The organism is Alistipes provencensis, assembly GCF_900083545.1.
Lineage (GTDB): Bacteria > Bacteroidota > Bacteroidia > Bacteroidales > Rikenellaceae > Alistipes > Alistipes provencensis.
In genome coordinates this window covers 1180505-1205278 of sequence record NZ_LT559262.1, presented here as the reverse complement: position 1 = coordinate 1205278, position 24774 = coordinate 1180505, and the positions used below count along the sequence as shown (strand labels likewise).

Annotated in this window: 16 protein-coding genes; 8 read left to right on the top strand and 8 right to left on the bottom strand. The window is 57.6% G+C overall.

Annotated elements, in window-relative coordinates; translation table 11 throughout:
* The first annotated feature begins 11 nt into the window (after window positions 1-11).
* Complete coding sequence (locus BN5935_RS04800; protein WP_064975112.1) at window positions 12-827, top strand: alpha/beta hydrolase; 816 nt, start codon at window positions 12-14, stop codon at window positions 825-827.
* A gap of 19 nt (window positions 828-846) precedes the next feature.
* Window positions 847-2253, top strand: a complete 1407-nt coding sequence (locus tag BN5935_RS04795) for a sulfatase family protein (protein WP_064975111.1) — start codon at window positions 847-849, stop codon at window positions 2251-2253.
* Window positions 2254-2334: 81 nt separating this feature from the next.
* Here the strand turns inward: BN5935_RS04795 and sppA are convergent, their stop codons facing one another.
* Complete coding sequence (sppA, locus tag BN5935_RS04790) at window positions 2335-4101, bottom strand: signal peptide peptidase SppA (protein WP_064975110.1); 1767 nt, start codon at window positions 4099-4101, stop codon at window positions 2335-2337.
* Window positions 4102-4356: 255 nt separating this feature from the next.
* Here sppA and BN5935_RS04785 point away from each other — a divergent pair, with 255 nt between their 5' ends.
* The 5 genes from BN5935_RS04785 (at window position 4357) to BN5935_RS04765 (ending at window position 12182) form a co-directional block, all read left to right on the top strand.
* Window positions 4357-5409, top strand: a complete 1053-nt coding sequence (locus tag BN5935_RS04785) for an Mrp/NBP35 family ATP-binding protein (RefSeq protein WP_064975109.1) — start codon at window positions 4357-4359, stop codon at window positions 5407-5409.
* 388 nt (window positions 5410-5797) lie between these two features.
* Complete coding sequence (nadA, locus tag BN5935_RS04780; RefSeq protein ID WP_064975108.1) at window positions 5798-6739, top strand: quinolinate synthase NadA; 942 nt, start codon at window positions 5798-5800, stop codon at window positions 6737-6739.
* A gap of 94 nt (window positions 6740-6833) precedes the next feature.
* Window positions 6834-8930, top strand: a complete 2097-nt coding sequence (locus tag BN5935_RS04775; RefSeq protein WP_064975107.1) for a S46 family peptidase — start codon at window positions 6834-6836, stop codon at window positions 8928-8930.
* A 147-nt stretch (window positions 8931-9077) separates the two neighbouring features.
* Window positions 9078-11120, top strand: coding sequence for a methionine--tRNA ligase (gene metG, locus BN5935_RS04770; protein WP_064975106.1), 2043 nt, complete (start codon window positions 9078-9080; stop codon window positions 11118-11120).
* A gap of 48 nt (window positions 11121-11168) precedes the next feature.
* Window positions 11169-12182 (top strand): branched-chain amino acid aminotransferase, encoded by a 1014-nt coding sequence (locus BN5935_RS04765; protein ID WP_064975105.1) that lies wholly within the window; start codon window positions 11169-11171, stop codon window positions 12180-12182.
* 108 nt (window positions 12183-12290) lie between these two features.
* Here the strand turns inward: BN5935_RS04765 and mnmG are convergent, their stop codons facing one another.
* From mnmG to pheS, 5 genes are all read right to left on the bottom strand, one after another.
* Window positions 12291-14225, bottom strand: coding sequence for a tRNA uridine-5-carboxymethylaminomethyl(34) synthesis enzyme MnmG (gene mnmG / locus BN5935_RS04760; protein WP_064975104.1), 1935 nt, complete (start codon window positions 14223-14225; stop codon window positions 12291-12293).
* Window positions 14222-14656: an rRNA maturation RNase YbeY gene (gene ybeY, locus BN5935_RS04755; protein ID WP_064975103.1), complete on the bottom strand. Its 435-nt coding sequence runs from the start codon at window positions 14654-14656 to the stop codon at window positions 14222-14224. The genes mnmG and ybeY overlap by 4 nt, the downstream gene beginning before the upstream one ends.
* 95 nt (window positions 14657-14751) lie before the next feature.
* On the bottom strand, window positions 14752-15876 hold the full coding sequence (locus tag BN5935_RS04750; RefSeq protein WP_064975102.1) for a murein hydrolase activator EnvC family protein: 1125 nt from the start codon (window positions 15874-15876) through the stop codon (window positions 14752-14754).
* Between the two features lie 7 nt (window positions 15877-15883).
* Window positions 15884-17674, bottom strand: a complete 1791-nt coding sequence (locus BN5935_RS04745; RefSeq protein WP_064975101.1) for a tetratricopeptide repeat protein — start codon at window positions 17672-17674, stop codon at window positions 15884-15886.
* 12 nt (window positions 17675-17686) lie between these two features.
* Window positions 17687-18712, bottom strand: a complete 1026-nt coding sequence (pheS, locus tag BN5935_RS04740) for a phenylalanine--tRNA ligase subunit alpha (protein WP_064975100.1) — start codon at window positions 18710-18712, stop codon at window positions 17687-17689.
* A 76-nt stretch (window positions 18713-18788) separates the two neighbouring features.
* Here pheS and BN5935_RS04735 point away from each other — a divergent pair, with 76 nt between their 5' ends.
* Complete coding sequence (locus BN5935_RS04735) at window positions 18789-21086, top strand: patatin-like phospholipase family protein (RefSeq protein WP_064975099.1); 2298 nt, start codon at window positions 18789-18791, stop codon at window positions 21084-21086.
* A gap of 205 nt (window positions 21087-21291) precedes the next feature.
* Here the strand turns inward: BN5935_RS04735 and BN5935_RS04730 are convergent, their stop codons facing one another.
* Both BN5935_RS04730 and BN5935_RS04725 read right to left on the bottom strand, forming a co-directional pair.
* Window positions 21292-23325: a M13 family metallopeptidase gene (locus BN5935_RS04730; RefSeq protein ID WP_204244888.1), complete on the bottom strand. Its 2034-nt coding sequence runs from the start codon at window positions 23323-23325 to the stop codon at window positions 21292-21294.
* Between the two features lie 81 nt (window positions 23326-23406).
* The gene (locus BN5935_RS04725) at window positions 23407-24669 is read right to left on the bottom strand and encodes a phosphoglycerate kinase (RefSeq protein WP_064975097.1); all 1263 of its coding nucleotides are present in this window, start codon (window positions 24667-24669) and stop codon (window positions 23407-23409) included.
* Window positions 24670-24774: the final 105 nt, after the last annotated feature.

Genomic DNA, 24774 nt, shown 5'->3' with positions numbered 1-24774 from the left:
CTATTATAATCATGAAAAGAACCATACTGCTCTTTTTTGCGCTGGTCCTGTATGGACCGGAAATCCCTGCCCAGGAAACGGCATCATACAGAACGGTCGAAAATATCGCCTACCGGGATGCGGCAGGCGATGCCTATATCGATTCGCTATGTAGGCTCGATCTCTACTATCCGATCGACAAGAAAGGCTTTCCGACCATAGTTTGGTTTCACGGCGGCAGCCTTACTGGCGGCAAACGCGATATTCCGAATACTTTGCGTGACAAGGGATTCGCCGTTGTCGGGGTGGATTATCGCCTGACGCCGCATGTAAAAGTAGCCGATTGCTTGGATGACGCCTCAGCGGCGGCGGCATGGACTATCAAACATATTGCCTCTTACGGTGGAGACCCCTCTCAGATCTTCATTGCAGGCCATTCCGCCGGGGGTTATCTTACCTTGATGATCGGGCTCGACAAACGTTGGATGGCCCCTTACGGAATCGATCCGGATACGGCTTTCGCAGCATTGATTCCCTATAGCGGACAGGTGGTTACCCATTTCGCACGCCGCAAAGAACTGGGGATTCCCAAAACGCAGGTCATAGTAGACGATATGGCACCCCTGAATCATGTCCGAGCGGACTGTCCGCCGATCCTGCTGCTTTCGGGAGATCGTGAACTGGAATTAAAGGGACGGTATGAAGAAATTGCTTATTTTTGGCGTATGATGCAGGTTACAAAGCATCCGAACGTACAACTCCGGGAGTTCGACGGTTTCAAACACGGCAATATGCCTCAGGCAGGACATTATCTCACGATCCGTTACATCCGTGATTTCAAAAAATAACGACATTCAACATAAGAATATGACGACTACTAATGCCACACTTCGTTTAACCGGTCTATCGGCGTTATCGCTTGCGGCCGTCGGCTGCGGCGAGCAGCATCCGGGGATTGAATCTTCCGAACGTCCCAACATCGTGCTTTTTCTGGCTGACGACATCGGCGCCGAATGTTTCGGCTGCATGGGCGGCGTCTCCTACGACACGCACACGATCGATTCGCTGGCCCGCAACGGCCTTTTCTTCCGCAATATGCACGCCCAGCCGCTGAGCTCTCCCTCGCGCGTGCAACTGATGACCGGTCAGTACAACGACCGCAACTACGTCTGCTTCGGCTATATGAACGACGATGAACCCACCTTCGCCCAACTGGCCCGGCAGGCCGGCTATACGACCGGTATGTTCGGCAAGTGGCAGCTCGGTCGTGACCGCGAGATGCCCACGCGTCTGGGATGGGACGAGTGGTGCCTTTTCCAGCTCGAAGTGTACAAGGAGTTCAACGGTCCGACCGGCACCGACCGTTACGCCAACTGCATGATGGACAACCACGGTCATTACGAATATTCGACCTACGGCCCCGACGGGTTCGAAGGTGCGGCATTCGAGTTCCTCGACCGGCAGAAAGAATCCGAAAAACCTTTCTTACTCTATTATTCCACGCCCCTCGTGCATACGCCCCATACGCCGACCCCCGATTCTGAGAGCTGGGATCTGGATTTCCTCGGGCGCTTCGGGAAGGACACCTCCAATTTCCGCGACATGGTAGCCTATCTGGACAAGAAGGTCGGACGCATGGTGCAGCGGCTCAAGGAGAACGGGCAGTGGGACAATACGATCTTTATCTTCACGTCGGATAACGGCACCTCGACGCGTATCGTTTCACAGATGGCCGACGGAACGCTGCGCCGCGGCGGTAAAGGCGATCCGCGGGGCGTGGGAACTTCGGTTCCGCTGATCGTCTGCTGGGGCGACCGCATCGCGCCGCGCGCGAGCGAACGGCTGGCCGACTTTACGGATTTCTTCCCCACGTTTGCCGACGCCATGCGGATCGGGGTTCCCGCGGAGTGGAAACTCGACGGCGTGAGCCTCTATCCCGAGATCGCGGGACAGAAACCCTTGGAGAAAGAGATTTCGCTGATGCACTACAATCCGCTTTGGCCGACAGCGCCGGCGCCGTATGCTTCGCGGGCTGCCCGTACCGCCGAATACAAATACTATTGGGACGGTCGCTTCTACAATACCAAAGAGGACTTTATGGAAGAGCATCCGATTGATATTGCAGTGTGCAGCGACGAGGTGAAGGCAATCTACCATAAGCTGAAAGCACGGGTCGAAGAATGTCCCGATTTTCGTCCCGACATGCCCGGTGCTCCGCGGCGGGGCGATTACGGTACGTTCTACGACTTTGCTGAACCCAATAACCCGTTCTGACAAATGAGATCGAAAAGGTATAGCACAGAAAAAGGGCTCTCTTTTGACAAGAGAGCCCCTTTTCGTTGGAACGTCTACAGTCTACCGCATCTCGATCTTGTAGGGCGAGTACATCAGCACACCCTGCTGGCGGAAGGCTTCGCGGACGGTGTTGTACTCTTTCATCATCAGCCCCAGCTCCGAGCGGGTGAAGGCCTCGCGGACGCTCACGTTGAGCGAAGCGATGAAGGCCGCGAAGCCCGAAGGGGTTTCGGTCACCTCCGTCACACGGTAGTTGTCGCCCAGACCGGCCTTGTCCACCGCCAGCGCAATGGCCGTCTTCAGGCCGCCGTAGGTGTCGATCAGACCGATGCCCAGTGCATCCACGCCCGACCAGACCCGTCCGCCGGCGATGTCGAGGACCTTCTCGATGGGCAGGTTGCGGCCCTCGGCCACGTCGTTCGTAAAGGTGGTGTAGACCTTGTCCACGCCGCGCATGATCATCGACCGCTGGATGGGGGTGAGGGGTTCCGTGGCGAGGAAGCTCGACGAGGCGTTGCTCTTCACTCCGTCGATCGTAATGCCGAGCTTGTTCTTCAGCGCCTCGCGGGTATCGAGGATCATGCCGAAGACCCCGATGGAGCCCGTGAGGGTCAGTTTGTCGGCCACGATCACGTCCGCCGGGCAGGAGATGTAGTAACCGCCGCTGGCGGCATAGGAGCCCATCGATACGATAACGGGTTTCTCGGCCCGGAGCAGTTCGACCTCCCGCCAAATGACGTCCGAAGCTAGTGCACTGCCGCCGGGGGAGTTGACGCGCAGCACCACGGCCTTGACCTTCTCGTCTTCGCGCACACCGGCGATCTTCGCGGCCAGCGTGTTGCCGTAAATCTCCTTGCCGTAGCCCTCGCCGTCGACGATCTGGCCGTCGGCATAGACGATGGCCACTTGGTCGGCGGAAATATTTTTCAGATCGGCGCCGACCTGCGAAGCGTAATCGCCCAGCGTAATGAAGGCATAGTCGTCGGAAACCCCGAGTTCGGCGAAGACATCCTCCATCTGGTCCTCGTAGACCAGACTGTCGACGAATCCATACTCGAGGGCTTCCTCGGGAAGCGTCACCTGCAGGTTGTCGGTAATGCGCCGCATCTTCACCGAATCGATGCCGCGGGACTCGCAGACGGCACCCGAAATGGTTCCCCACATCGAGTTCACCAGCGCCTGCATCTGTTCGCGGTTTGCGGACGACATTTTGTCGAGGATAAAGGGCTCGACGGCGCTTTTGTATTTGCAGGCGGTGGGGCGGAACACCTCGGCCCGGAGGTCGAGCTTATCCAGCAATCCCTTGTAGAACATCACGTTCGAAGCGAGCCCCGACCAGTCCATGCCGCCCTCGGGCTGCAGGTAGATCTTGTCGGCGACCGAAGCGAGGTAATACTGTCCCTGAGAGTAGGTTTCGTTGTAGGCGATGATGAACTTGCCGCTCTGCTTGAACTCGAGCAGCGCTTCGCGCAGCTCCTCCAGCAACGCCGATCCCGTGACACCGCCTTCGCCGTTCATGCGCAGGTAGATGCCCTTGATACGGTCATCGGCCCCGGCGGCCTCGATGGCCCGGAGGGCTTTGAACAGCGACAACTGCCGCGTGGTCTGGAGCGTCATCAGGTCGATGCCGGCCAGCGGATCGGACGAGGGGGCGTCGGTCAACACCTCCGAAAAGTCGATCTTCAGGATCGACTCGGGATGCACGGCAACGCTCTTGTCCATCGACCCGGCGATGCCCAACAGAATGAAGATCCAGAGGAAAAACACCAGAAACGTCCCCACGACAACCGCAAGGAGCCCGGCCAGAAAAGTCTTTACAAAGTTCATAATTCGTTATTTTTTTGTTTGTATTCCATTTTTCTTCGATACAAAGATAGCGATATTTTACGAAAAACAAATAAAATTTATCGTTTTTCGATAAAAAAGAGCGACCTGCTATATTTATTATCCAAAATATGCGTTATCTTTCGTGTCGTAACGACACTTTTATCGGTCGGAAGGTTTGCCGAACCGCAGACAATCCGGTTTTGAAACCATCCGCCTTTTTTATACCTTTGTATTTATATAAAGCGTTCTTATTCCATGGAAGAAAAGATCAAACACCTGCTCGCGTCGGTCGTCCATCCCGAAACGGGGCAGGACATCGTCACGAGCGGATTCATCGAACATACGGCGGCCGCAAACGGGAAAGTCACTGTCGTGCTGCGCTTCGCCAAGGCCCGCGATCCGTTCGCGGTGAAGATCAAGAACCAAGCCGAAGCCCTTTTGCGCGAGGCGTTTCCGAACGCCGAAGTGCTGGTCGTCATCAAGGAGGGCGGAGCCGCGCCGCGTCCCGAACCCAAGCTGCAGACCACCACGGGCGGCATCGCCAAGGTGATCGCCGTGGCCTCGGGCAAGGGTGGGGTAGGCAAGTCCACCGTCACGGCCAATCTGGCCGTCGCTCTGCGGAATATGGGATTCCGCGTGGGAATCCTCGATGCCGACATTTACGGACCTTCGCAGCCCAAGATGTTCGGCGTGGAAGGGTATGTCCCCGAAGCCATTGCCGAGGAGGGCGTGGACCACATCGTCCCGGCCGAGTCGATGGACATCCGGCTGATGTCGATAGGCTTCTTCATCAAACCCACCGATGCCCTGCTGTGGCGCGGGGCCATGGCCGTCAGCGCCCTGAAGCAGATGATCCACCAGACCCGGTGGGGAACGCTCGACTTTCTGCTGGCGGACCTGCCTCCCGGCACGGGCGACGTGCATCTTTCGATTATCGGCGAGTTGAAGATCGACGCCGCGGTGATCGTCTCGACTCCCCAGCAGATCGCCGTGGCCGACGTCGTGCGCGGTGTGGAGATGTTCCGCAATGAAAATGTCAACATTCCCGTGGCGGGTATCATCGAGAACATGGCGTGGTTCACCCCCGCCGAACTCCCGGAAAACCGCTACTACATCTTCGGACACGGCGGAGCCCGGGCTTTCGCCGAGCAGAGCGGCGTGGATTTCTTAGGCGAAATACCGATCGTACAGTCGATTATGGAAGGCGGAGAGGAGGGTCGTCCTGCTGCCGGGATCGATTCCCGCGTGGAGGAGAACTACCGGGCGATCGCCGAAAAGGTGGTTTCAAAAGTGATGAAAAACGGTTGATAACTCCCCCAACAACCTGTCGATAACCGTTGGAAAAATGGTGAAAAGTAGAGGCCCGAAAATTTGCTTTTTGAGAAACGATGCGGCTATATACGGCTTTTCCCCGAAACCAAATTTTCTTTTCAAAAGTTATGGCACTGCCCCAAGCCGGGAAAACGGCACGCAATGTTGAGAACAAATTCGTGTCAGCATGTCGATAACCGTTTTGAACAACTGTTGATTCATTTTCTATTATTTTGATTTTTAATAGATTATAAATTAAAATAAGAAAAAGAAAAAAGGGAAAGTGTTGATAGGAAAATAACAGCCGAAGTTGTCAACAGTATCAACAGCTATTATATCTATTCTTCTTTATTATTTAAATTAATTAAAAAAATAAAAATAAAAAATGAACGTCGATAACTCAGCCGAACTCAGCCGCCGCATCGGGGAGCTCAAACGGAAAAAGAACGCCGTGATCCTTGCGCACTACTATACGACGCCCGAAGTGCAGGCCGTCGCCGATTTTCTGGGCGACTCGCTCGCCCTGTCGGTGAGGGCGCAGTCGGTCGATGCCGATATCATACTCTTCGCCGGAGTGCACTTCATGGCCGAGACCGCCAAGGTCCTCTGCCCCGAAAAAAAGGTGCTCATTCCCTGCCCAGAGGCGGGATGCTCGCTGGCCGAGTCGTGCGATGCCGCGGAGTTCGCGGTCTTCAAGGCACAGCACCCCGGCCACACGGTGGTCTCCTATGTCAATACGACGGTCGGCGTCAAGGCCCTGACGGATATCTGCTGCACCTCGTCCAACGCCCTGAAGGTCGTGGAGTCGATCCCCGCCGACCAGCCCGTGATCTTCGCCCCGGACCGCAATCTGGGCGCCTATATCCAGAAGCTCACCGGACGGCAGAACATGGTGCTCTGGAACGGCGCCTGCCATGTCCATGAGGAGTTTTCGCTCGAAAAACTCCTGAAACTCAAACGGGAGCATCCCGAAGCCAAGGTCGTGGCGCATCCCGAATGCCGCGCCTATATTTTGGAGGCGGCCGATTATGTGGGTTCCACGGCGGGGATTCTGGAGTACTGCGGGCAGAGCGATGCACAGGCGTTTATCGTCGTGACCGAATCGGGCATTCTGGCCGAGATGAAGAAACGCTATCCCGGCAAGACTTTCATCCCGGCGCCTCCCGACGACGAGACCTGTGCCTGCAATAACTGCCGCTATATGAAGATGGTGACGCTGGAGAACATCTGTGCGTGTCTTGAAAACGAGTCGCCCGAGATCGTGCTCGATGAGGAGGTGCGCCGCAGCGCCGAACGTTCGATCCGGAATATGATTGCGATCAAATAGATTTTTCCTTCTTTTTGGATTTTAATTTTTTCTTTTTTATAGAAAAAACAAAATGATATAAATTATAGTTGAAAATAAAAAATAACAAGAAAACATGAAAAAACTCTTTTTACTGCTCGCTGCCGCGTGCGTCACCTTTTCGGCCGCAGCGGACGAGGGTATGTGGATGCTGCCCTACCTCCAGAAGATGAACGCCAAGGACATGAAGGCCCGCGGCTGCAAACTCTCGGCCGAGGAGATTTACAGCATGAACAACTCGTCGTTGAAGGATGCCATCGTCATCTTCGGCGGCGGCTGCACGGGGGAGATCGTCTCGCCCGAAGGATTGCTGTTCACCAACCACCATTGCGGCTACGGGTCGATTCAGGCTCTGTCGTCGGTGGAGCACGACTACCTGAAAAACGGCTTCTGGGCCATGTCGCGCGCCGAGGAGATTCCCGCTCCGGGGCTCAAGGTGCGCTTCATCCGCAAGATCGTCGACGTTACGTCCGACGTATTGGGCGCCGTGCCCGACATCGCGGGCGGCGAGGAGCGTTCGCGTTTGGTTGCAGAACATGTGGAGGCCGTGACGAGCCGCTTCGAAACGGAGAATCCCGGCATGGAAATTTCGGTGAAACCCTTCTTCGGGGGCAACCAGTTCTTCGCCTTCGTGATCGAGGTCTTTTCGGATGTGCGTCTGGTCGGCACGCCCCCGACATCGATCGGCAAGTTCGGCGGTGACACCGACAATTGGATGTGGCCGCGTCATACGGGCGATTTCTCGGTCTTTCGGGTCTATGCCGGACCCGATAATAAGCCGGCCGACTATGCGCCCGAAAACCGCCCTTACAAGGCCGAAAAATTTCTGAAGGTATCCCTGAACGGCTACGACGAAGCCGACTTCGCGATGATCATGGGTTTCCCGGGTTCGACGCAGCGTTACATGACCTCCTACGAGATCGACCGGATGCTGGAGGTGGAGAATCCCCAGCGCATCTTTATCCGCGGCGAGCGGCAGGCGATCCTCAAGGAGGATATGGCCGCCAGCGACAAGGTCCGCATTCAGTATGCGTCGAAATACGCCCAGTCGTCGAACTACTGGAAGAATTCGATCGGCATGTCGCGCGGCATCAAACGCTTGGACGTAAAGGGCCGCAAACAGGAGCAGGAGGCCGCGTTCCGGGCGTGGGCGGCCAAGAACACGCTGCCGACCGAAGGGTATGTGGATGCGTTGGACAAGATCCGCGAATCGGTGGAGGAGAACCTTCCTGCTTTCGCGTCGCGGCAGTATTTGCAGGAGGCGTTCCTGCGGGCCGTGGAAATCCTCACTCCGGCGCGTTACGCGCTTTCGCTGAAGGGGGAAGAGCTGGAGAATGCGCTGAAGGGTTTCTATAAGGATTACAACATGCCGACGGACCGTCGTGTCGCCAAGCGCATGTTCCAGATCGTCAAGGAGAACTGCAAGGAACTGCCGTCGGTGTTCGCCGAGGTGATCGACAAGGAGTTCGGAGGCAGCACGGATGCTTATGTGGATTACCTCTACGACAATTCGGTGCTTGCTGACGAAACGCAGGCGTTGGCTGCCGCTGCATCCGGCAAGGATTTCGCGAAAGATCCGGCCGTGCTGCTCAGCAGGTCCGTTGCCAAAAAAATGCGTGCATTGAGCGAGGTTCAGCGCGACGGGCAGCAGAAATATGCCGATGGTCACCGCCTTTATATCGCGGGCCTGATGCGCATGCAGCCCAAGAAAGCGTGGGCTTCGGATGCCAATTTCACGATTCGTCTGACCTATGGCCGCGTACTGCCCTACGATCCGGCGGACGGTATCCGTTACAACTATTATACGACGCTCAAGGGCGTGATGGAGAAGGAGAATCCTGACAATCCGACCGAATTCACCGTGCCTGCGAAGCTCAAGGAACTCTATGCCGCCAAGGATTTCGGCCGTTATGCCAATGCCGCGGGAGAGCTTCCGACCTGCTTCCTCGCCGACTGCGACATCACGGGCGGCAACTCGGGATCGCCGGTGCTCAATGGCAAGGGATCGCTCATCGGTCTGGCCTTTGACGGCAACTGGGAGGCGATGTCGGGCGACGTGGCTTTCGAACCCGAATTGCAGCGAACGATTGCGGTCGATGTACGTTATGTACTGTTCGTCATCGACAAGTTCGCCGGTGCCGGATGGCTGTTGGACGAATTGCAGTTCGAGTAAATCCGGATTTTGCGGTGGAACAAAAGGGCGCGCCTGATGGCTGCGCCCTTTTTTATTGATAACCTTTCACAAATTGTGGGTGTTTAGTTCCCGAATATCTCAAAAATTAGTAATTTTGACAGAAATTAGTAATATTGTATCTGTTTTATGGCAAAAGAGTTCAAACGCTACCTCGTGACATCGGCACTCCCCTATGCCAACGGTCCGGTACATATCGGCCACTTGGCGGGAGTTTACATACCTTCGGACATCTATACCCGTTACCTGCGGCTCAGGGGCTGCGACGTGATCTCGGTCTGCGGATCGGACGAGCACGGCGTGCCCATCACCATCAAGGCCCGCAAGGAGGGCGTGACGCCCCAGCAGATCGTGGACCGTTACCACGCGCTGATCAAGAAGTCGTTCGAGGGGCTGGGCATGTCGTTCGACATCTATTCGCGCACCTCGTCGAAAACCCATGCGGAGACCGCTTCGGCTTTTTTCCGGAAGCTCTATGACGAGGGTAAGTTCATCGAAAAGACCTCGATGCAGTATTACGACGAGGAGGCGCAGACTTTTCTGGCCGACCGTTACATCGTCGGCACCTGTCCCAAGTGCGGCAACGACCGCGCCTATGGCGACCAGTGCGAGAAGTGCGGTTCTACCCTCTCGCCCGACGAATTGATCGATCCCCACAGCGCCGTGTCGGGTTCGGTGCCCGTGAAACGCGAAACGAAGCATTGGTACCTCCCGCTGGATCAATATGAGGGATTCCTCCGCGAATGGATTCTGGACGGACACAAGGAGTGGAAAACGAACGTTTACGGGCAGTGCAAGAGCTGGCTCGACGGAGGTCTCCAGCCGCGTGCCGTGAGCCGTGACCTCGACTGGGGCATTCCGGTTCCCGTAGAGGGTGCCGAGGGAAAGGTGCTCTATGTATGGTTCGATGCCCCGATCGGTTATATATCTGCTACAAAGGACCTTACGCCCGATTGGGAGCGTTACTGGAAGTCGGAGGACACCAAGATGGTGCACTTTATCGGCAAGGACAACATCGTGTTCCACTGCATCGTGTTCCCCGCGATGCTCAAGGCGCACGGCGATTACATCCTGCCCGAGAACGTTCCGGCCAATGAGTTCCTGAACCTCGAGGGCGACAAGATTTCGACCTCGCGCAACTGGGCCGTGTGGCTCCATGAGTACCTCGAGGAGTTCCCCGGCAAGGAGGATGTACTGCGTTATGTGCTGTGCGCCAACGCCCCCGAAACCAAGGACAACGACTTTACATGGAAGGATTTTCAGGCCCGTAATAACAACGAGCTGGTGGCTGTGCTGGGCAATTTCGTCAACCGGGCGCTGGTGCTGACGCAGAAATATTATGACGGCAAGGTTCCGGCCTGCGGCGAACTGAATGATTACGACCGTCAGACCATTGCCGAGGTGGCCGCCGTGAAGGCTTCGCTCGAGGCGAATATCGAGAATTACCGGTTCCGCGAGGCGCTGAAAGATGCCATGAATATCTCGCGCATCGGCAATAAATACCTTGCCGACACCGAACCTTGGAAGGTAATCAAGACCGATCCCAAGCGGGTGGAGACGATCCTCAATATCGCCCTGCAAATCACGGCGAATACAGCCGTTGCCATCGAACCTTTCATGCCTTTTTCGGCGGGGAAGATTCTCGGAATGCTCGCGGTTGAGAAATTCAGTTGGGAACGGCTGGGAGCCATGGACTTGATTCCGGCCGGTCACACCATCGGGGAACCAGCCCTGCTGTTCGAGAAAATCGAGGATGACGTGATTCAGCGGCAGTTGGATAAACTCGCGGCGACGAAAGCAGCCAATGAGGCGGCTGAATTGAGTCAATCTGTTGAGCCTCAAAAGGATATGATTCAGTTCGACGATTTTCAGAAAATGGATATTCGCGTTTCGACGATTTTGGAGGTTGAAAAAGTCGCAAAAACCAAAAAATTGCTGAAATTGACGGTCGATACGGGTATCGATAAGCGGGTTATCGTGTCGGGAATCGCCGAATATTTTACTCCCGAAGAGCTTGTCGGCAAGCAGGTGCTCGTATTGGTGAACCTCGCTCCGCGCGAATTGAAGGGTATTCTTTCCAATGGTATGATCCTGATGGCGGAAGATGCCTCGGGAAAATTGCGTTTGCTGCAGCCCGGAGAACCGACCGACAATGGGGCTGTCGTCGGATAAGCGCAAAATGAAACGAATGATTTTTGGAATTCTTTAACAATTATTGATATGGAAACAACAGATTGGAGCGCCTTGGGGTTTGACTATCGCAAGACCGATTGGAATGTCCGCTACTCCTACACCGATGGTAAGTGGAGCCCGATGGAGGTTACACAGGACGAGTATATCAAGATGCACATGTCGGCTTCGTGCCTGCACTATGGCATCGAACTCTTCGAAGGTTTGAAAGCCTTCCGCGGCATTGACGGAAAGATTCGCCTGTTCCGTGTCGCCGACAATGCGCGGCGTCTCCAGTCCTCGGCCGAGCGTCTTTGCCTGCCGGTGCCGTCGATCGAAATGATCGTCGATGCCTGTGTCGAAGTCGTCCGGCGCAACGAGCGTTTCGTACCGCCTTACGGAACCGGTGCTTCACTCTACCTGCGTCCCGTGATGTTCGGAACGACGGTCGGACTGGGTGTGAAGCCTGCCAAGGAAGCTCTGCTGATTGTTTACTGCTCACCGGTTGGTGCCTATTTCAAGGGAGGAATCAAGCCGATCCGGGTCGCTGTCGACCGTGAACAGGACCGTGCTGCTCCACGTGGAACAGGCGATGTGAAGGTCGGCGGTAATTATGCGGCCAGTCTGCTTTCGGGTGAAAAAGGGCATGAATTGGGTTATTCCAATATCATGTACCTCGATGCTGCCGAACATAAGTATATAGAGGAGTGTGGTGCTGCCAATTTCTTCGGTATTAAGGATGGTAAGTATATTACACCGAAATCTCCTTCTGTGCTGCCTTCCATCACTAATATGAGTCTTCGTCAGCTCGCCCGTGATATGGGGCTGACTGTTGAGGAACGGCATATTCCGGTCGAGGAACTGGCTACTTTCGAGGAGTGTGGCGCCTGCGGAACGGCGGCTGTTATCTCCCCTATTGGTTATGTGTATGATATGCAGACTAAGGCGGAGTATAAATATGGCGAAGAGGTAGGCAAAGTTTGTATGGAACTTTATACTCGTTTGCAAGATATTCAATACGGTCGTGCTGAGGATAAGTATGACTGGTGTACGATTGTTCTGTAATTAGTATCTGTAATAAATAACAAAGGTCGCCTATAAGGCGACCTTTGTTATTTTGTTCCATGTGGAACACTTGATTTGTTTACTTGTTATTGTTCCACGTGGAACCTTTTATCGTCCGAACTTTATTAGCAGGACATTAACGTCAGCCGGAGATACTCCGGGAATACGCGATGCCTGCCCTATCGTTGTGGGTCGAATTCGCGAGAGCTTCTGACGAGCTTCAATGGTCAGGGAATTCATCGAATGAAAGTCGAAATCGTCCGGGATGAGGATATTTTCAAGGCGATGGAGTTTCTCGGCGATGAATTTTTCGCGTTCTATGTAACCTTTGTATTTAATTTGGATTTCGGCCTCCTCGATTACCTCTGCATCTATCTCGTTTTCGGCGATGAATTTCTTTAGCTTGGGAAGTGCTGTTTGCAACGATTCGAACGTAACATTGTTGCGCATCAGGATATCATAGAGCTTCCTGCCCTGTGTCAAAGGCTCTGAATTTACCGATTTTAAATAGTCGTTAATTTCGGCTGCTTTGATGCTCTGTCGGCGCGCGAATTCTACAAGCGATTCTACGAGCGTATTTTTTTTGGCGAAATGTTCGTATCTTTTCTGCGGAATCAGTCCGATTTTATATCCTAACGGAGTCAGCCGGATATCGGCATTGTCCTGTCGGAGCAGGATGCGATACTCGGCCCGCGAGGTGAACATCCGGTAAGGTTCGTCGACTCCCTTGGTCACGAGATCATCGATCAGGACGCCGATATAGGCTTCGTCGCGTTTCAACACGATCGGCTCCTCCCCTACCAATGCCCGGTGCGCATTGATTCCGGCCATCAGACCTTGTGCTGCGGCCTCTTCGTAACCGGTCGTTCCGTTGACCTGCCCGGCAAAGTAGAGTCCTGAAACCAGTTTGGTTTCGAGGGAATGGTGCAGTTGCGTGGGCGGAAAAAAGTCGTATTCGATGGCATATCCGGGACGGTAGATGTGCAAATCTTCGAACCCTTTGATCTTGTGCAATGCTTTCCATTGCACATCCCAAGGCAGCGACGATGAAAAACCGTTGAGATAATACTCGTTGGTCGTGCGTCCTTCGGGCTCCAGAAAGAGCTGGTGCTGCTCCTTGTCGGCAAAGGTCCGGAGCTTGTCCTCGATCGAGGGACAGTAGCGCGGGCCGATGCCGCAGATGGTTCCGTTGAACAGCGGCGACTGGTCGAATCCGCTGCGCAGGATGTCGTGAACTTCGGAGGAGGTGTAGACCAGAAAGCAAGGAAGTTGATCTTTGACCGGCTGTGTATCCGGGGAAAATGAGAATTTGGCTGGGTTTTCGTCTCCGTATTGGGGTTCGAGCCGTTCGAAGTCGATGGTCCGGGCGTCGAGACGCGCCGGGGTTCCGGTCTTCATGCGTCCAGTTTCGAAGCCAATTTTCCGGAGGCATTCGGTGATGCCGTGCGAAGCGGCGTCCCCTGGCCTGCCCCCTTCGGCATGCGAGGCGCCGCAGTGCATCAGTCCTCCGAGGAAAGTTCCCGAGGTGAGCACGACGGCGCGGCAGGTGAATTGGACTCCCATGCGGGTTCGCACTCCCGTAATACGGGGGGACCGGAGGTTATCCTGCTTCGGATCCGAGTCTGCGCCCGGGGGGGTCGGTTGTGCGGCATTGTCGTCGAACAGCAGTTCGGTCGCCGCATCCTGCCAGATATAGAGGTTCCAAGTGTTTTCGAGCGTGTGACGCCACTCCTCCGAGAAGCGGGTCTTGTCGCATTGTGCCCGGGGGCTCCACATCGCGGCGCCCTTCGACCGGTTGAGCATCCGGAACTGGATGGTCGTGAGGTCGGTGATGCGACCCATTTGGCCGCCTAATGCATCTATCTCTCTGACAATCTGTCCTTTAGCCACTCCTCCGACTGCCGGGTTGCACGACATGGCTGCCATTTTGTCCATGTCCATCGTGAGCAGCAGCGTGCGCGAACCCAATCGTGCGGCGGCCGAGGCGGCCTCGCATCCGGCGTGTCCGCCGCCGATAACGATAATGTCGTAATCGAGCGTCATAGTTTTTTCTCCCAGAATTTCAGGTATTTATCCTCTTTGCGGTGCATCTGTGCATTGGTGCGGGGCGTCTTGTCGCCCTGACCGCAGAGGTGCAGCACCCCGTGGACCACTACCCTGCGCATCTCCTGCAAGGCTGTGAAACCGTATTGGCGGGCATTGTCGGCCACGGTCTCGATGTCGATGAAGATGTCGCCCGAAACGATCCGCGTGTCTTTGCGGTCGCTGTAGTCGAACGTGATGACATCGGTGAAATAGTCGTGCCCGAGGTATTGGCGGTTCATCTCCAGCAGGCGCTGCGCCGAGCAGAAGATGTAGGTGACGTCGCCCAGCGTGTAACCTTCGGCCTCGGCCACATCGTGGAGCCACCGGGCCGTGAGGCGTTTCTGCGGCAGGCGGTAGGAACAGTCGTCGGTATAGTATCTGACAGCCATTTTTTCGTTATTGTTAAGTCGCGTCCGTCCCGGGGTTTCGGAGCCGGGGCGGATGCCGTGCCGGTCGCCGGGACGAACCGCAGGGACCGGCGGTTTTATTTGAAACAGTCCTCGGCCCGCATCTTCTGCCCGGGATTGGGCGGGTAGATGCCGAAGACGAGTTTGTATTCGGTTTCCATGGTCATCACATCGACCGACGAGCCGATGGTTCCCAACTGTGCGTTTCTTGCCACTTTCTGGCCCTTTTCGACGCAGATCGTCCCCATGTTGGCATAGGAGGTTATATACTCGCCGTGGGCCACATAAACGTCGTATTTGTTGGTGATGCGGTTGCGTTTGATGTCGACGACCTTGCCGTCGTAGATCGAAATCACATGGGCGCCCTTCGGCCCCGCTATCTCGGCCATGTTCTCCTTGTAGCGTTTCACACGCCCGGCTGTGACGGGGAGCCGCAATCCCGAGGTTTTCGTCGAGAACGAAGCGCCCTCGGTGTTGCCCTTCGTGAGTTTGCGCAGTTCGCCGATCGCCACGTCGAGCTGCTGCTCCTGCGAAATTTTGCGCTGGAGGGCCTGCTTCTCCTTCTGTGACAGGGAGCGGATGCTGGCTTTGGCGTTGCGGGCGTCGCGCTGGAGCTTTTCGCGCTGGGCCGAGAGGTTCCGCGTCACCGAGTCGAGCGACTGCTTGCGTCGGTCGAGCTCCTCCTTTTCGCGGCCGACCTGAACGGTCAGCTCCTCGATGTCGCGCAGCTTGCGTTCGCGCAGTGAGGCAACTTCGCGCAGGGCGGTGATCTTGCGGGCCACGTCCGTGAAGTCGCGCGACGAGAAGAGGAACGTCAGGTAGTTGTTGTGCTTGTAGTTGCGGTAGGCTTCGCGCACCATTTCGCCGTACTGCGCCCGGTCGCGGCTGAGCGTTGCCGAGAGGTTTCCGGCCACGCTGTCCGTGCGGGCGATCTCCTCGCGCAGCAGGCGGGCCTGCTTCTCGGTTTCGTCGAGCAGTTGGTTCCGGGAGTCGATCTGGCGCGCCAGACGGCGGACCCGTTCCTCGGAGTCCGAACGGCCCTTCTGGAGCTTCGAAATCTCCCGCTCCTCGGTGGCGATCCGTTTTTCGAGGGCCGCGATGACCTTCTTCTGCGCCTCGATGCGGTTGTCCATGGTCTGCTGGGCCACGGCGGCGAGGGAGAAGAGCAGGAACGCGGGGATCAGTATGCGGAGGGGTCTCATGGGCGGATTATTCGGCGGTTTTGACGTTCTTGGCGGGTTGTTTCAGCCGCAGTTCGATCTGCCGGGCGTCGTATCCCTTTTCAAGGGCGCGTTTCCAGTAAACTTCGGCCATGAACTGCTCGCCCAGCTCGTGGAGGATATCGCCGTAGTGAACCATCAGTTCGGGGCTTTTCTGTCCGTCGAGCGCCACGGCCTTTTGCAGGACCTTTTTGGCTTCGTCCGTGTGTCCCAGCTTGAAGAGTACCCACGCATGGGTATCCAGATAGGTCGGGTTGTTGTCGGTGAGCGCCACCACGCGGCTCGACATCGAGAGCGCCCGTTCGAGGTCCCGCTCCTCCAGCGAGAGGAAATAGGCGTAGTTGTTGAGCACCATCGGGTTGTCGGGACGGTATGCCAAGCTGCGCTCGTAGGCCTTGTAACACTCCTTCATGGCTTTGCGGTAGGGACCCGAACGGCCCTCTTTGGCCGCACGGCTCTCGTCCCACTCGGGGAGTCCCGCGGCGGCCTGCTGGTGCCATGTGTCGCCGATCATGCCCCAGATCACGCCCCGCAGCGAATCGGTGTCGGCATAGCGGAGCGACTCCTTGTAGGCTTTGACCGCCAGTCCGTACTGTTTCGAACTGTTCATCACATGCCCTTTCGAGATGTGGAAGTCGATCTTGTCGGGGAAGAGCTCCAGAGCCCGGATGACGTATTTCTCCACCGAGTCGGGGTGCTGGAGGTAGGTTTCGATGTCGATCACCGACCGGTAGAAATCCTCCACCGGCGGTTGGTCTCCGAGGCGGTTCTTGTAGAGCGCGAGGGCCTGCTCCAGTTCGCCCGAGGCGATCAGATGGCCGGCGTAGAGCTCCACGACGCGCTTATCCCCGGGATAGCGGATGGCGAGGGTCGAAGCCAAGTCGTTGAGTTGGAAATAATATTCGCGGTAGAAGCGTGTGTCGGAGGTGAACTGTTCGAAGCGTTTGATCTTCGTCTCGAGCGGCACGACGTCCGAGAGAAAGAGCTTCCGGGTGACGGCCAGCAGCGACCGGTAATCCTGCCGTGCGGTGTGGAAATCGGCCAGCGCCATCAGCGCCTGAACGTTCGTGGAGTCGATCTGCAACGCCCGGCTGTACTCGGCGAGGGCCAGCGAATCCTTGCCGTCGACGCCGTAGAGGTCGGCCAGCACGATGTGGTGCTGCACCTCGTAGGGGGCGGCTTCGACCATCGCACGGGCTTCGTCGACGGCTTTGCCGATCTGGTTCGTAGCCACCAGCATACGCCGTTTCATGGCGCTCAGCAGCGGTATGCGGCCGAAGCGCAGCTCCGCCGAATCGAGCGTCGCGAGGGCCATGAAAGGCGATCGTTTCTGCTCGTAAAGGGCCGCCACGATGCGGTAGTTGTCCGGGTCCTTGGGGTCGTTCTCCAGCAGGCGGCGGTAGACTTTCAGCGCTTCGTCGAGGCGGTTGGACATAATCAACGCCTGCCCGTAGAACTGGTGGTACCACTTGTTCGCGGTGTCGAGCCGGAAAGCGCGGCGGGCCAGCTCCACGGCCTCATCGGGCGACGATTCGAGGATGCTGCCGGCCAGTTCGTAGTAGGCCGGGGCGTAGGTCGAATCGTTCAGGATCGCTTCGCGGAACAGCTTCCGGGCCCGGGCCGTATCGCCCGAAATGACGTTTTGCTTGATTCCCTCGGTGTAGAGCCACACGCTGCGCAGCGAATCAGGGTATCCGGGCGCTTCCGGAGAGCCCTTCCCGGCGACGAATGCCGAAAAGAAGAGCAGGCAGAAAAGCGTTATCGCTGTCAGGCGTTTCATGGGCAGGGGTATTTAGAGCGCTTCGTCGAACTGGTGGAGGAACCGCACGTCGTTCTCGAAGTAGAGACGCAGGTCTTTCACGCCGTATTTGAGCATGGCAATGCGCTCAATACCCATGCCGAAGGCGAATCCCGCGTATTTTTCGGGGTCGATATCGTTGGCTTTCAGAACGTTCGGGTCCACCATGCCGCAGCCCATGATCTCCAGCCATCCGGTGCCCTTGCAGACCGGACACCCCTTGCCGCCGCAGAGGTTGCACGAGACGTCGACCTCGGCCGAAGGCTCCGTGAAGGGGAAATACGACGGCCGCATGCGGATCGCGGTCTGCTCGCCGAAAACCTCCTTGGCGAAGTAGAGCAGCGACTGCTTCATGTCGGCGAACGAGACCCCCTCGTCGATGTAGAGGCCCTCGATCTGGTGGAAGATGCAGTGTGCGCGGTACGAAATGGCTTCGTTGCGGAACACGCGGCCGGGGCAGATGACGCGGATGGGAGGCTTCTGGTGCTCCATCGTGCGGACCTGAATCGACGAAGTGTGCGTGCGCAGCAGGATGTCGGGGTCCTTCTCGATGAAGAACGTGTCCTGCATGTCGCGTGCCGGGTGCTCGGGCGGGAAGTTCAGGGCCGAGAAAACGTGCCAGTCGTCCTCGATCTCCGGGCCGTCGGCCACCGTGTAGCCCAGCCGCGAAAAGACCTCGACGATCTGGTTCTTGACCAGCGAGATCGGGTGACGCGACCCGAGGTGTTCGGCCGAGCCGGGGCGCGTCAGGTCGTCCGTCCGGGCGGAATTGTCCGCCACGGCGTTCTGCAACTCCTCGCGCAGGGTGTTGATGCGCTCCGTGGCCTCGTTTTTGAGGCGGTTCAACTGCTGTCCCAGATCGCGTTTGAGTTCGGGGGCTACCGTTTTGAACTCCTCCATCAGGGCGGTCAGCTCGCCTTTCTTGCCGAGGATTTTGATGCGGAACTCCTCGATCTCGGCGGCGGCTTTGGGCTTAAACTCCTCGACTCGTCGGAGGAGTTCATTGATTTTGTCGATCATATTTTGCTCGTGTTTCTTTTTTGCCTACTTTTGAGAGATATCGTAGTAATGTGCAAAGTTATAAAAAAATTGAGATATGTTGCGTAAAATCGGCTCATTTGTCCTGACGCTCCTGCTGGCCGCGCTCCCCGCCTCGGCCCAGAAGGTCGGGGTCGTGATGAGCGGCGGCGGCGCGAAGGGGCTTTACCATATCGGCGTTCTGGAGGCGCTCGAGCAGAACGGCGTGCCGATCGATTATGTGGCCGGAACCTCGATGGGCTCGATCATCGCGGCCATGTACGCCGCAGGATACTCCCCGGCGGAGATGCGGGCGATCGTCAGCTCCGGCGTGGTCCGCGAGTGGGTCTCGGGGCGCATCGACCCCAACCGCTACATGGCCTATTACCGGCAGTTGGGCAATAATCCCGGCTTCCTGAGCATGCGCATCGACGTCGAAGGACCCGCCGGGAAGCGGCTGCGGGCCCCCCGGAACCTGATCTCCTCGACGCAGATCGACATGGCTCTCACGGAGCTGTTCGCCCCGGCGACAGCCGCCGCGGACGGCGATTTTGACCGCCTGATGGTCCCGTTCCTCTGCGTGGCCAGCGACATGAACAGCCGCGGGCCGGTGGTGATGCGCCGCGGCGATCTGAGCGAGGCGGTCCGCTCGTCGATGTCCATCCCGTTGGTTTTCAGACCGATGAAAGTCGATTCGATGCTGCTCTTCGACGGCGGTATTTACGATAACTTCCCTTGGAAGCCCCTCGACCGGGATTTCCGGCCCGACCTGATCGTCGGGTCGATCTGCACCGAGGGTAACACCCCGCCCAGCGAGCGGAACAACATCATGGATCAGGCCTTCATGCTGGCGATGCACGAAACCGACTATACGCTGCCCGAAGATCGCAGCATCACGATCCGCCGCGCCGTGGATGTCAACATGCTCGACTTCGATCAGGCCGAAGCGATCATGGATGCGGGTTACGAGGACGCCATGGCGGCGATGCCGCAACTGCTCGAAAAGGTCGGGGAGCGGCGCGACTCGGCATACTATGCAGAGCGCCGCGAGGCGTTCCGCAAGAGGTGCCCGCCGCTGGTTTTCAACGACTACAAACTCGAAGGGCTGAAACGCGCCCAACGGGAATATATCCGCGATTTCGTGCAGGTGGACCGCCGTACGCCGGGCATCCAGCGGCCGATGGGATTCGAGGAGCTGAAAGACAATCTCTTCGAGGTGCTTGCCGGCGGCGAATTCACGATGGGTTTCCCCGTCGTGCGCTACGATTCGGTCCGGAAGGGCTATTCGTTCGAAGCCCGGTTCGGCACGCGGCCCAACTTCAAGATCACCGTTGGCGGAAACATCTCCTCGACGGCCTTCAACCAAGCCTACATCGGCATCAACCACCACTGGATCGGCCGCGTGTCGCAGCAGTTGGGAGCCGACCTCTATCTGGGACCGATCTATACATGGGGTGCGGTCGGCGGCCGCACGGATTTCTACGCATGGAAACCGATCTTCCTCGACTACTCCTACAACTTTGCGGTCCGCAACTTCCGCCACGGCTATTTCGGCAACGTCACCAAAGTCCGCAATGCCGAGCAGGTCAAGAACAGCGAGAGTTTCTTCTCCACGGCCGCGGGCCTGCCGCTGACCCACCGCAGCGTCTTCACGCTGCGCGCCAACGCCGGACACGTCAACTACCGCTACGATTCGGACGTGCTGTTCGCCGACGACACCGACCATTCGCGCTTCTCGTTCTTCGGCCTGCGGGCCGGGATCGCCCGCAATACGCTCGACAAGTTCCTCTATCCCCGGCGGGGTTCGGACTTGCAGCTCTCGGCTATTTTCGTCACCGGACGCGACAAGTACCAGCCCTACGATTCGGGGCGTTTCATCTCGCGCGAAGGCCGCCAGTGGTTCGGAGGGCGTTTCACCTGGGACAAGTTTTTCGACGTGCCGGGCTGCAACTGGTTCTCGTTCGGCTTCAACGTCGATGCCGTCCTGACGAACCATCCGTCGTTCCTGACCGAGTCCGCCACGCTGATGTCGATGCCCGACTACGCCCCCGTGTCGCACATGCGGATGGTCTACATGCCCGACTACCGGGCCCGGCGCTTCGTGGCCGGCGGGCTGATGCCGACCTTCGATTTGATGCCCAATTTCTTCTTCCGCACGGGTTTCTACGCCATGTACCGGGACAAGCGCGACTTCAACCCGCTCGGGGAGCCCGACCGGCGCTGGCACTACGTCGCCGAGGCGTCGTTTGTCTACCACACCCCGATCGGCCCCGTGAGCCTCGCCCTGACGAAATACGAAGTGCAGAACTGGAAGAACATGTACCTGACCTTCAATTTCGGCTATGCGATCTTTGCTCCGAAGGGGACGTTTTATTGATTGGGTTTTAACTTTGAAAACAGAAAAGCGTCCGGGAATTTCCGGACGCTTTTCTTAATTTGGCAGGGTGCGAAACATTGGCTCGGAAATCCGATGACCCGGCATCGCCCTCTAAAACCTGCCTCTTAGCCGGGCGGTAGCGCAGAACCGGACCGGAATCCCGGTGAGTACCCTTCGCCCCTAAAACCCGCCTCTTAGGCGGGGGTTACCAGATGATGACGCGCTCTTCTTCGGGCATGAACATCGCGCCGTCGGTGATCGAAAAGGCGTCGTAGAAGTCCTGCAGGTTGCGCAGCGAGGCGTTTACGCGCCATTTGCCCAGCGAGTGTACGTCGAGTTTCGTGAGGCGGGCGATCTCCTCGTCGCGGATGTTCTGGGCCCACAGCGTGGCGTAACCCAGATAGAAACGCTGTTCGGGGGTGAAACCGTCGATCGGGGCGGGAGCCTCCTTGCCTTCGAGCGAGTTGCGGTAAGCCGTGCGGGCTACGCGCAGACCGCCTTGGTCGGCGATGTTCTCGCCCAGACAGAGGGCGCCGTTGGCGAATACCGCGGGCTGGCCATCCTTGGCGGGAAGCACCTCGATGGCGTCGAACTGCTTGACCAGAATCTCCGTTTTGGCCTTGAACGCGGCGGCATCCTCTTCGGTCCACCAGTTGTTCATGTTGCCGTCCTTGTCGAAGTTGCGGCCTTGGTCGTCGAATCCGTGGGTCATCTCGTGGCCGATCACCACGCCGATGGCTCCGTAGTTGACGGCGTCGTCGGCATCGGGGTTGTAGAACGGCGGCTGGAGAATGGCGGCCGGGAAACAGATCTCGTTGGTCGTGGGGTTGTAGTAGGCGTTGACCGTCTGCGGGGTCATGTGCCACTCGTCCTTATCCACGGGTTTGCCCAGCTCGGCGATGTTGTCGGCCGTGTACCACTTGTTGGCCTCGACGATGTTCTCCCAGTAGCTCTTCGAGGGGTCGATCGCGAGCGTCGAATAATCCTTCCACTTGTCGGGATAGCCGATCTTCACGGTGAATGCCGAGAGCTTCTCCTGTGCCTTGGCCTTGGTGGCGTCGGACATCCAGTCGAGACCGGCGATGTGCTGCGAAAGCGCCGTCTGCAGGTTCTTGACCATCTCCATCATGCGGACCTTGTCCTTCTCGGGGAAATACTTGGCGACATACATCTCGCCGACAGCTTCGCCGAGGGTGCTGTTGGGCACCGACATGGCGCGCTTCCAGCGGGGCTTCTGCTCCTGCTTGCCCGACATGGCGCGTCCGTAGAAGTCGAACGAAGCGTTGATGAAGTCGTCGCTCAGGTAGCTGGTCGCGGCGTCGATGTACTGTGCGGCCAGATAGTAACGGATGTCGTCCAGCGGAGCGGTCTTCATCAGAGAGTTGGCGTTGGCCAGCGCCGAGGGGGTCGTCACGATGATCTGTTCGAAATCGCCGATGCCCATTGTCTTGTAGTATTCGGCCCAGTCGATGGCGTCGTAAGCCTTCTCGAAATCGGCCTTGGACGTGGGGTTGTACATGGCGGGGATGTTGCGCAGCTCGACGCTCGACCAGTTCTTCTCGGCGAGTTTCGTCTCGATCGACATCACGCCGGCGACGGCCTTCTCGATGTCGGCCTCCGGAACGCCTGCCAGCCGGAAAATCTTACCCAGATACTCCTTGTAGGCGGTGCGGATCGACTCGTTCTCGGCGTCGAGGTAGTAGTCGCGGTCACCCATCATCAGGCTCGGCTGCGAAGCGTAGAGGGCGTTGATGTCGCTGTTCATCAGGTCGGACTGCACACCTATGCCGAAGAACGGGTTGGCGATCGAGGTGTGGAGCTTGGCTACGGCGGCGGTCAGTTGCGCACGGTCGCCGAGCGCGAGGATCTCCTCCACGGCGGCCTTGATCGGGGCGGCGCCCTCGGCGTTCAGGCGCACCGAGTCGAGGCCCATTTTGTAGAGGTCCGAGATCTTCTGCTCGACGCTTCCCGGCTGTGCCGTCTGCTTGGTCATGCCGGAGAAGAGCTCGTTGATGCGCGTCTCGTTGTTGTCGCGCAGGATGTCGAACGATCCGTAACGCGAATATTCGGGTTTCAGGGGGTTGTTCTTCTGCCAGCCGCCTGTGGCGTACTCGTAGAAGTCGGCGTTGGGGGCTATCGAAAGATCGAAGTTGGCCATGTCGATCGCCGGGGTCTTCGGGGTATTCTGGCAGGCTGTCATACAGGCCATTGTTGCTGCGAAGAGAATAATTTTTTTCATATTGTTCGGGTTTTTAACAGAACGGGGACCTCCGGGTAAACCGGAAGCCCCCGCTCGGATGATTGTTTCGGGACGTCCGGTTTACTCGCGGATAGCCGCAACGCCGGGCAGGTCGCCGAACTCGATGTATTCGAGCAGCGCGCCGCCGCCCGTCGAGATATACGATACCTGATCGGCCAGACCGAACTTGTTGATGCAGGCTACCGAGTCGCCGCCGCCGATGAGCGAGTAGGCGCCCTTCTTGGTGGCTTCGGCGATGGCCAGCGCCACCTCCTTCGAGCCGGTTGCGAACTTGTCGATCTCGAACACGCCCACGGGGCCGTTCCAGAGGATGGTCTTGCAGCTCAGGATGTGGTCGCGGAAGACCTTCTTGCCTTCCGAGCCGATGTCCAGACCTTCCCAGCCGTCGGGAATGTCGTTGGCCGGAGCCTCCTTGGTGTTGGCGTCGGCCGAGAATGCGTCGGCGATCAGTGCGTCGGGGGACATCACCAGCTCTACGCCCTTCTTTTTGGCCAGCTCGAGGATCTCGAGCGCTACGGGGAACATGTCGGGCTCGCAGATCGAGTCGCCGACCTTGCCGCCCTGTGCGGCTGCGAAGGTGTAGGTCATGCCGCCGCCGATGACGATCGAATCGACCTTCTCGATCAGGGCCTTGATGACGCCGATCTTCGACGACACTTTCGAACCGCCGATGATGGCGCAGAACGGATGTGCCGGGGCCTCCATCAGCGAGGAGATGGCCTTCACCTCTTTCTCCATCAGGTAGCCGAACATCTTGTCGTTGGGGAACTGCTTGGCGATCAGATAGGTCGAGGCGTGCTTGCGGTGGGCCGTGCCGAACGCGTCGTTGATGTAGCAGTCGGCATACGAAGCGAGCTTCTTGACGAACTCCTTCTGCGGACCCTCTTTCAGGGCTTTCTTGGCGGCGTCCTTCTCCTCCTTGGTGGCGTCTTCGGCCAGACCGCGGGGCTTGCCCTCCTCCTCGGCGTAGAAACGCAGGTTTTCGAGCAGCATGACCTGTCCGGGTTTGAGGTTCTTGGCCATTTCGGCGGCCTTCTCACCGATGCAGTCGCCGGCGAAGAGGACCTTCACGCCGAGGTTCTTCTCGACGGCGGGAACGATCTGCTCGAGCGAATACTTGGGATCGGGGTTCTTCTTGGGGCGTCCCATGTGCGACATCAGGATCACCGAACCGCCGCCGGCGAGCACCTTCTTGACGGTGGGCATGGCGGCGCGGATGCGCGTGTCGTCGGTCACTTCGCCCTTCTCGTTGAGGGGCACGTTGAAATCCACGCGGATGATCGCGCGTTTGCCTTTGAAATCGTAGTTGTCGATCGAGATCATAGCTGTTTGATTTTTAAGTATTTTGTTGAAATGATTTTCGGTAAAGCCTAATCCGGGACAAATTTATGAAAATTTTCAGTAAATCTGTTATTCCGCTAACGGAAA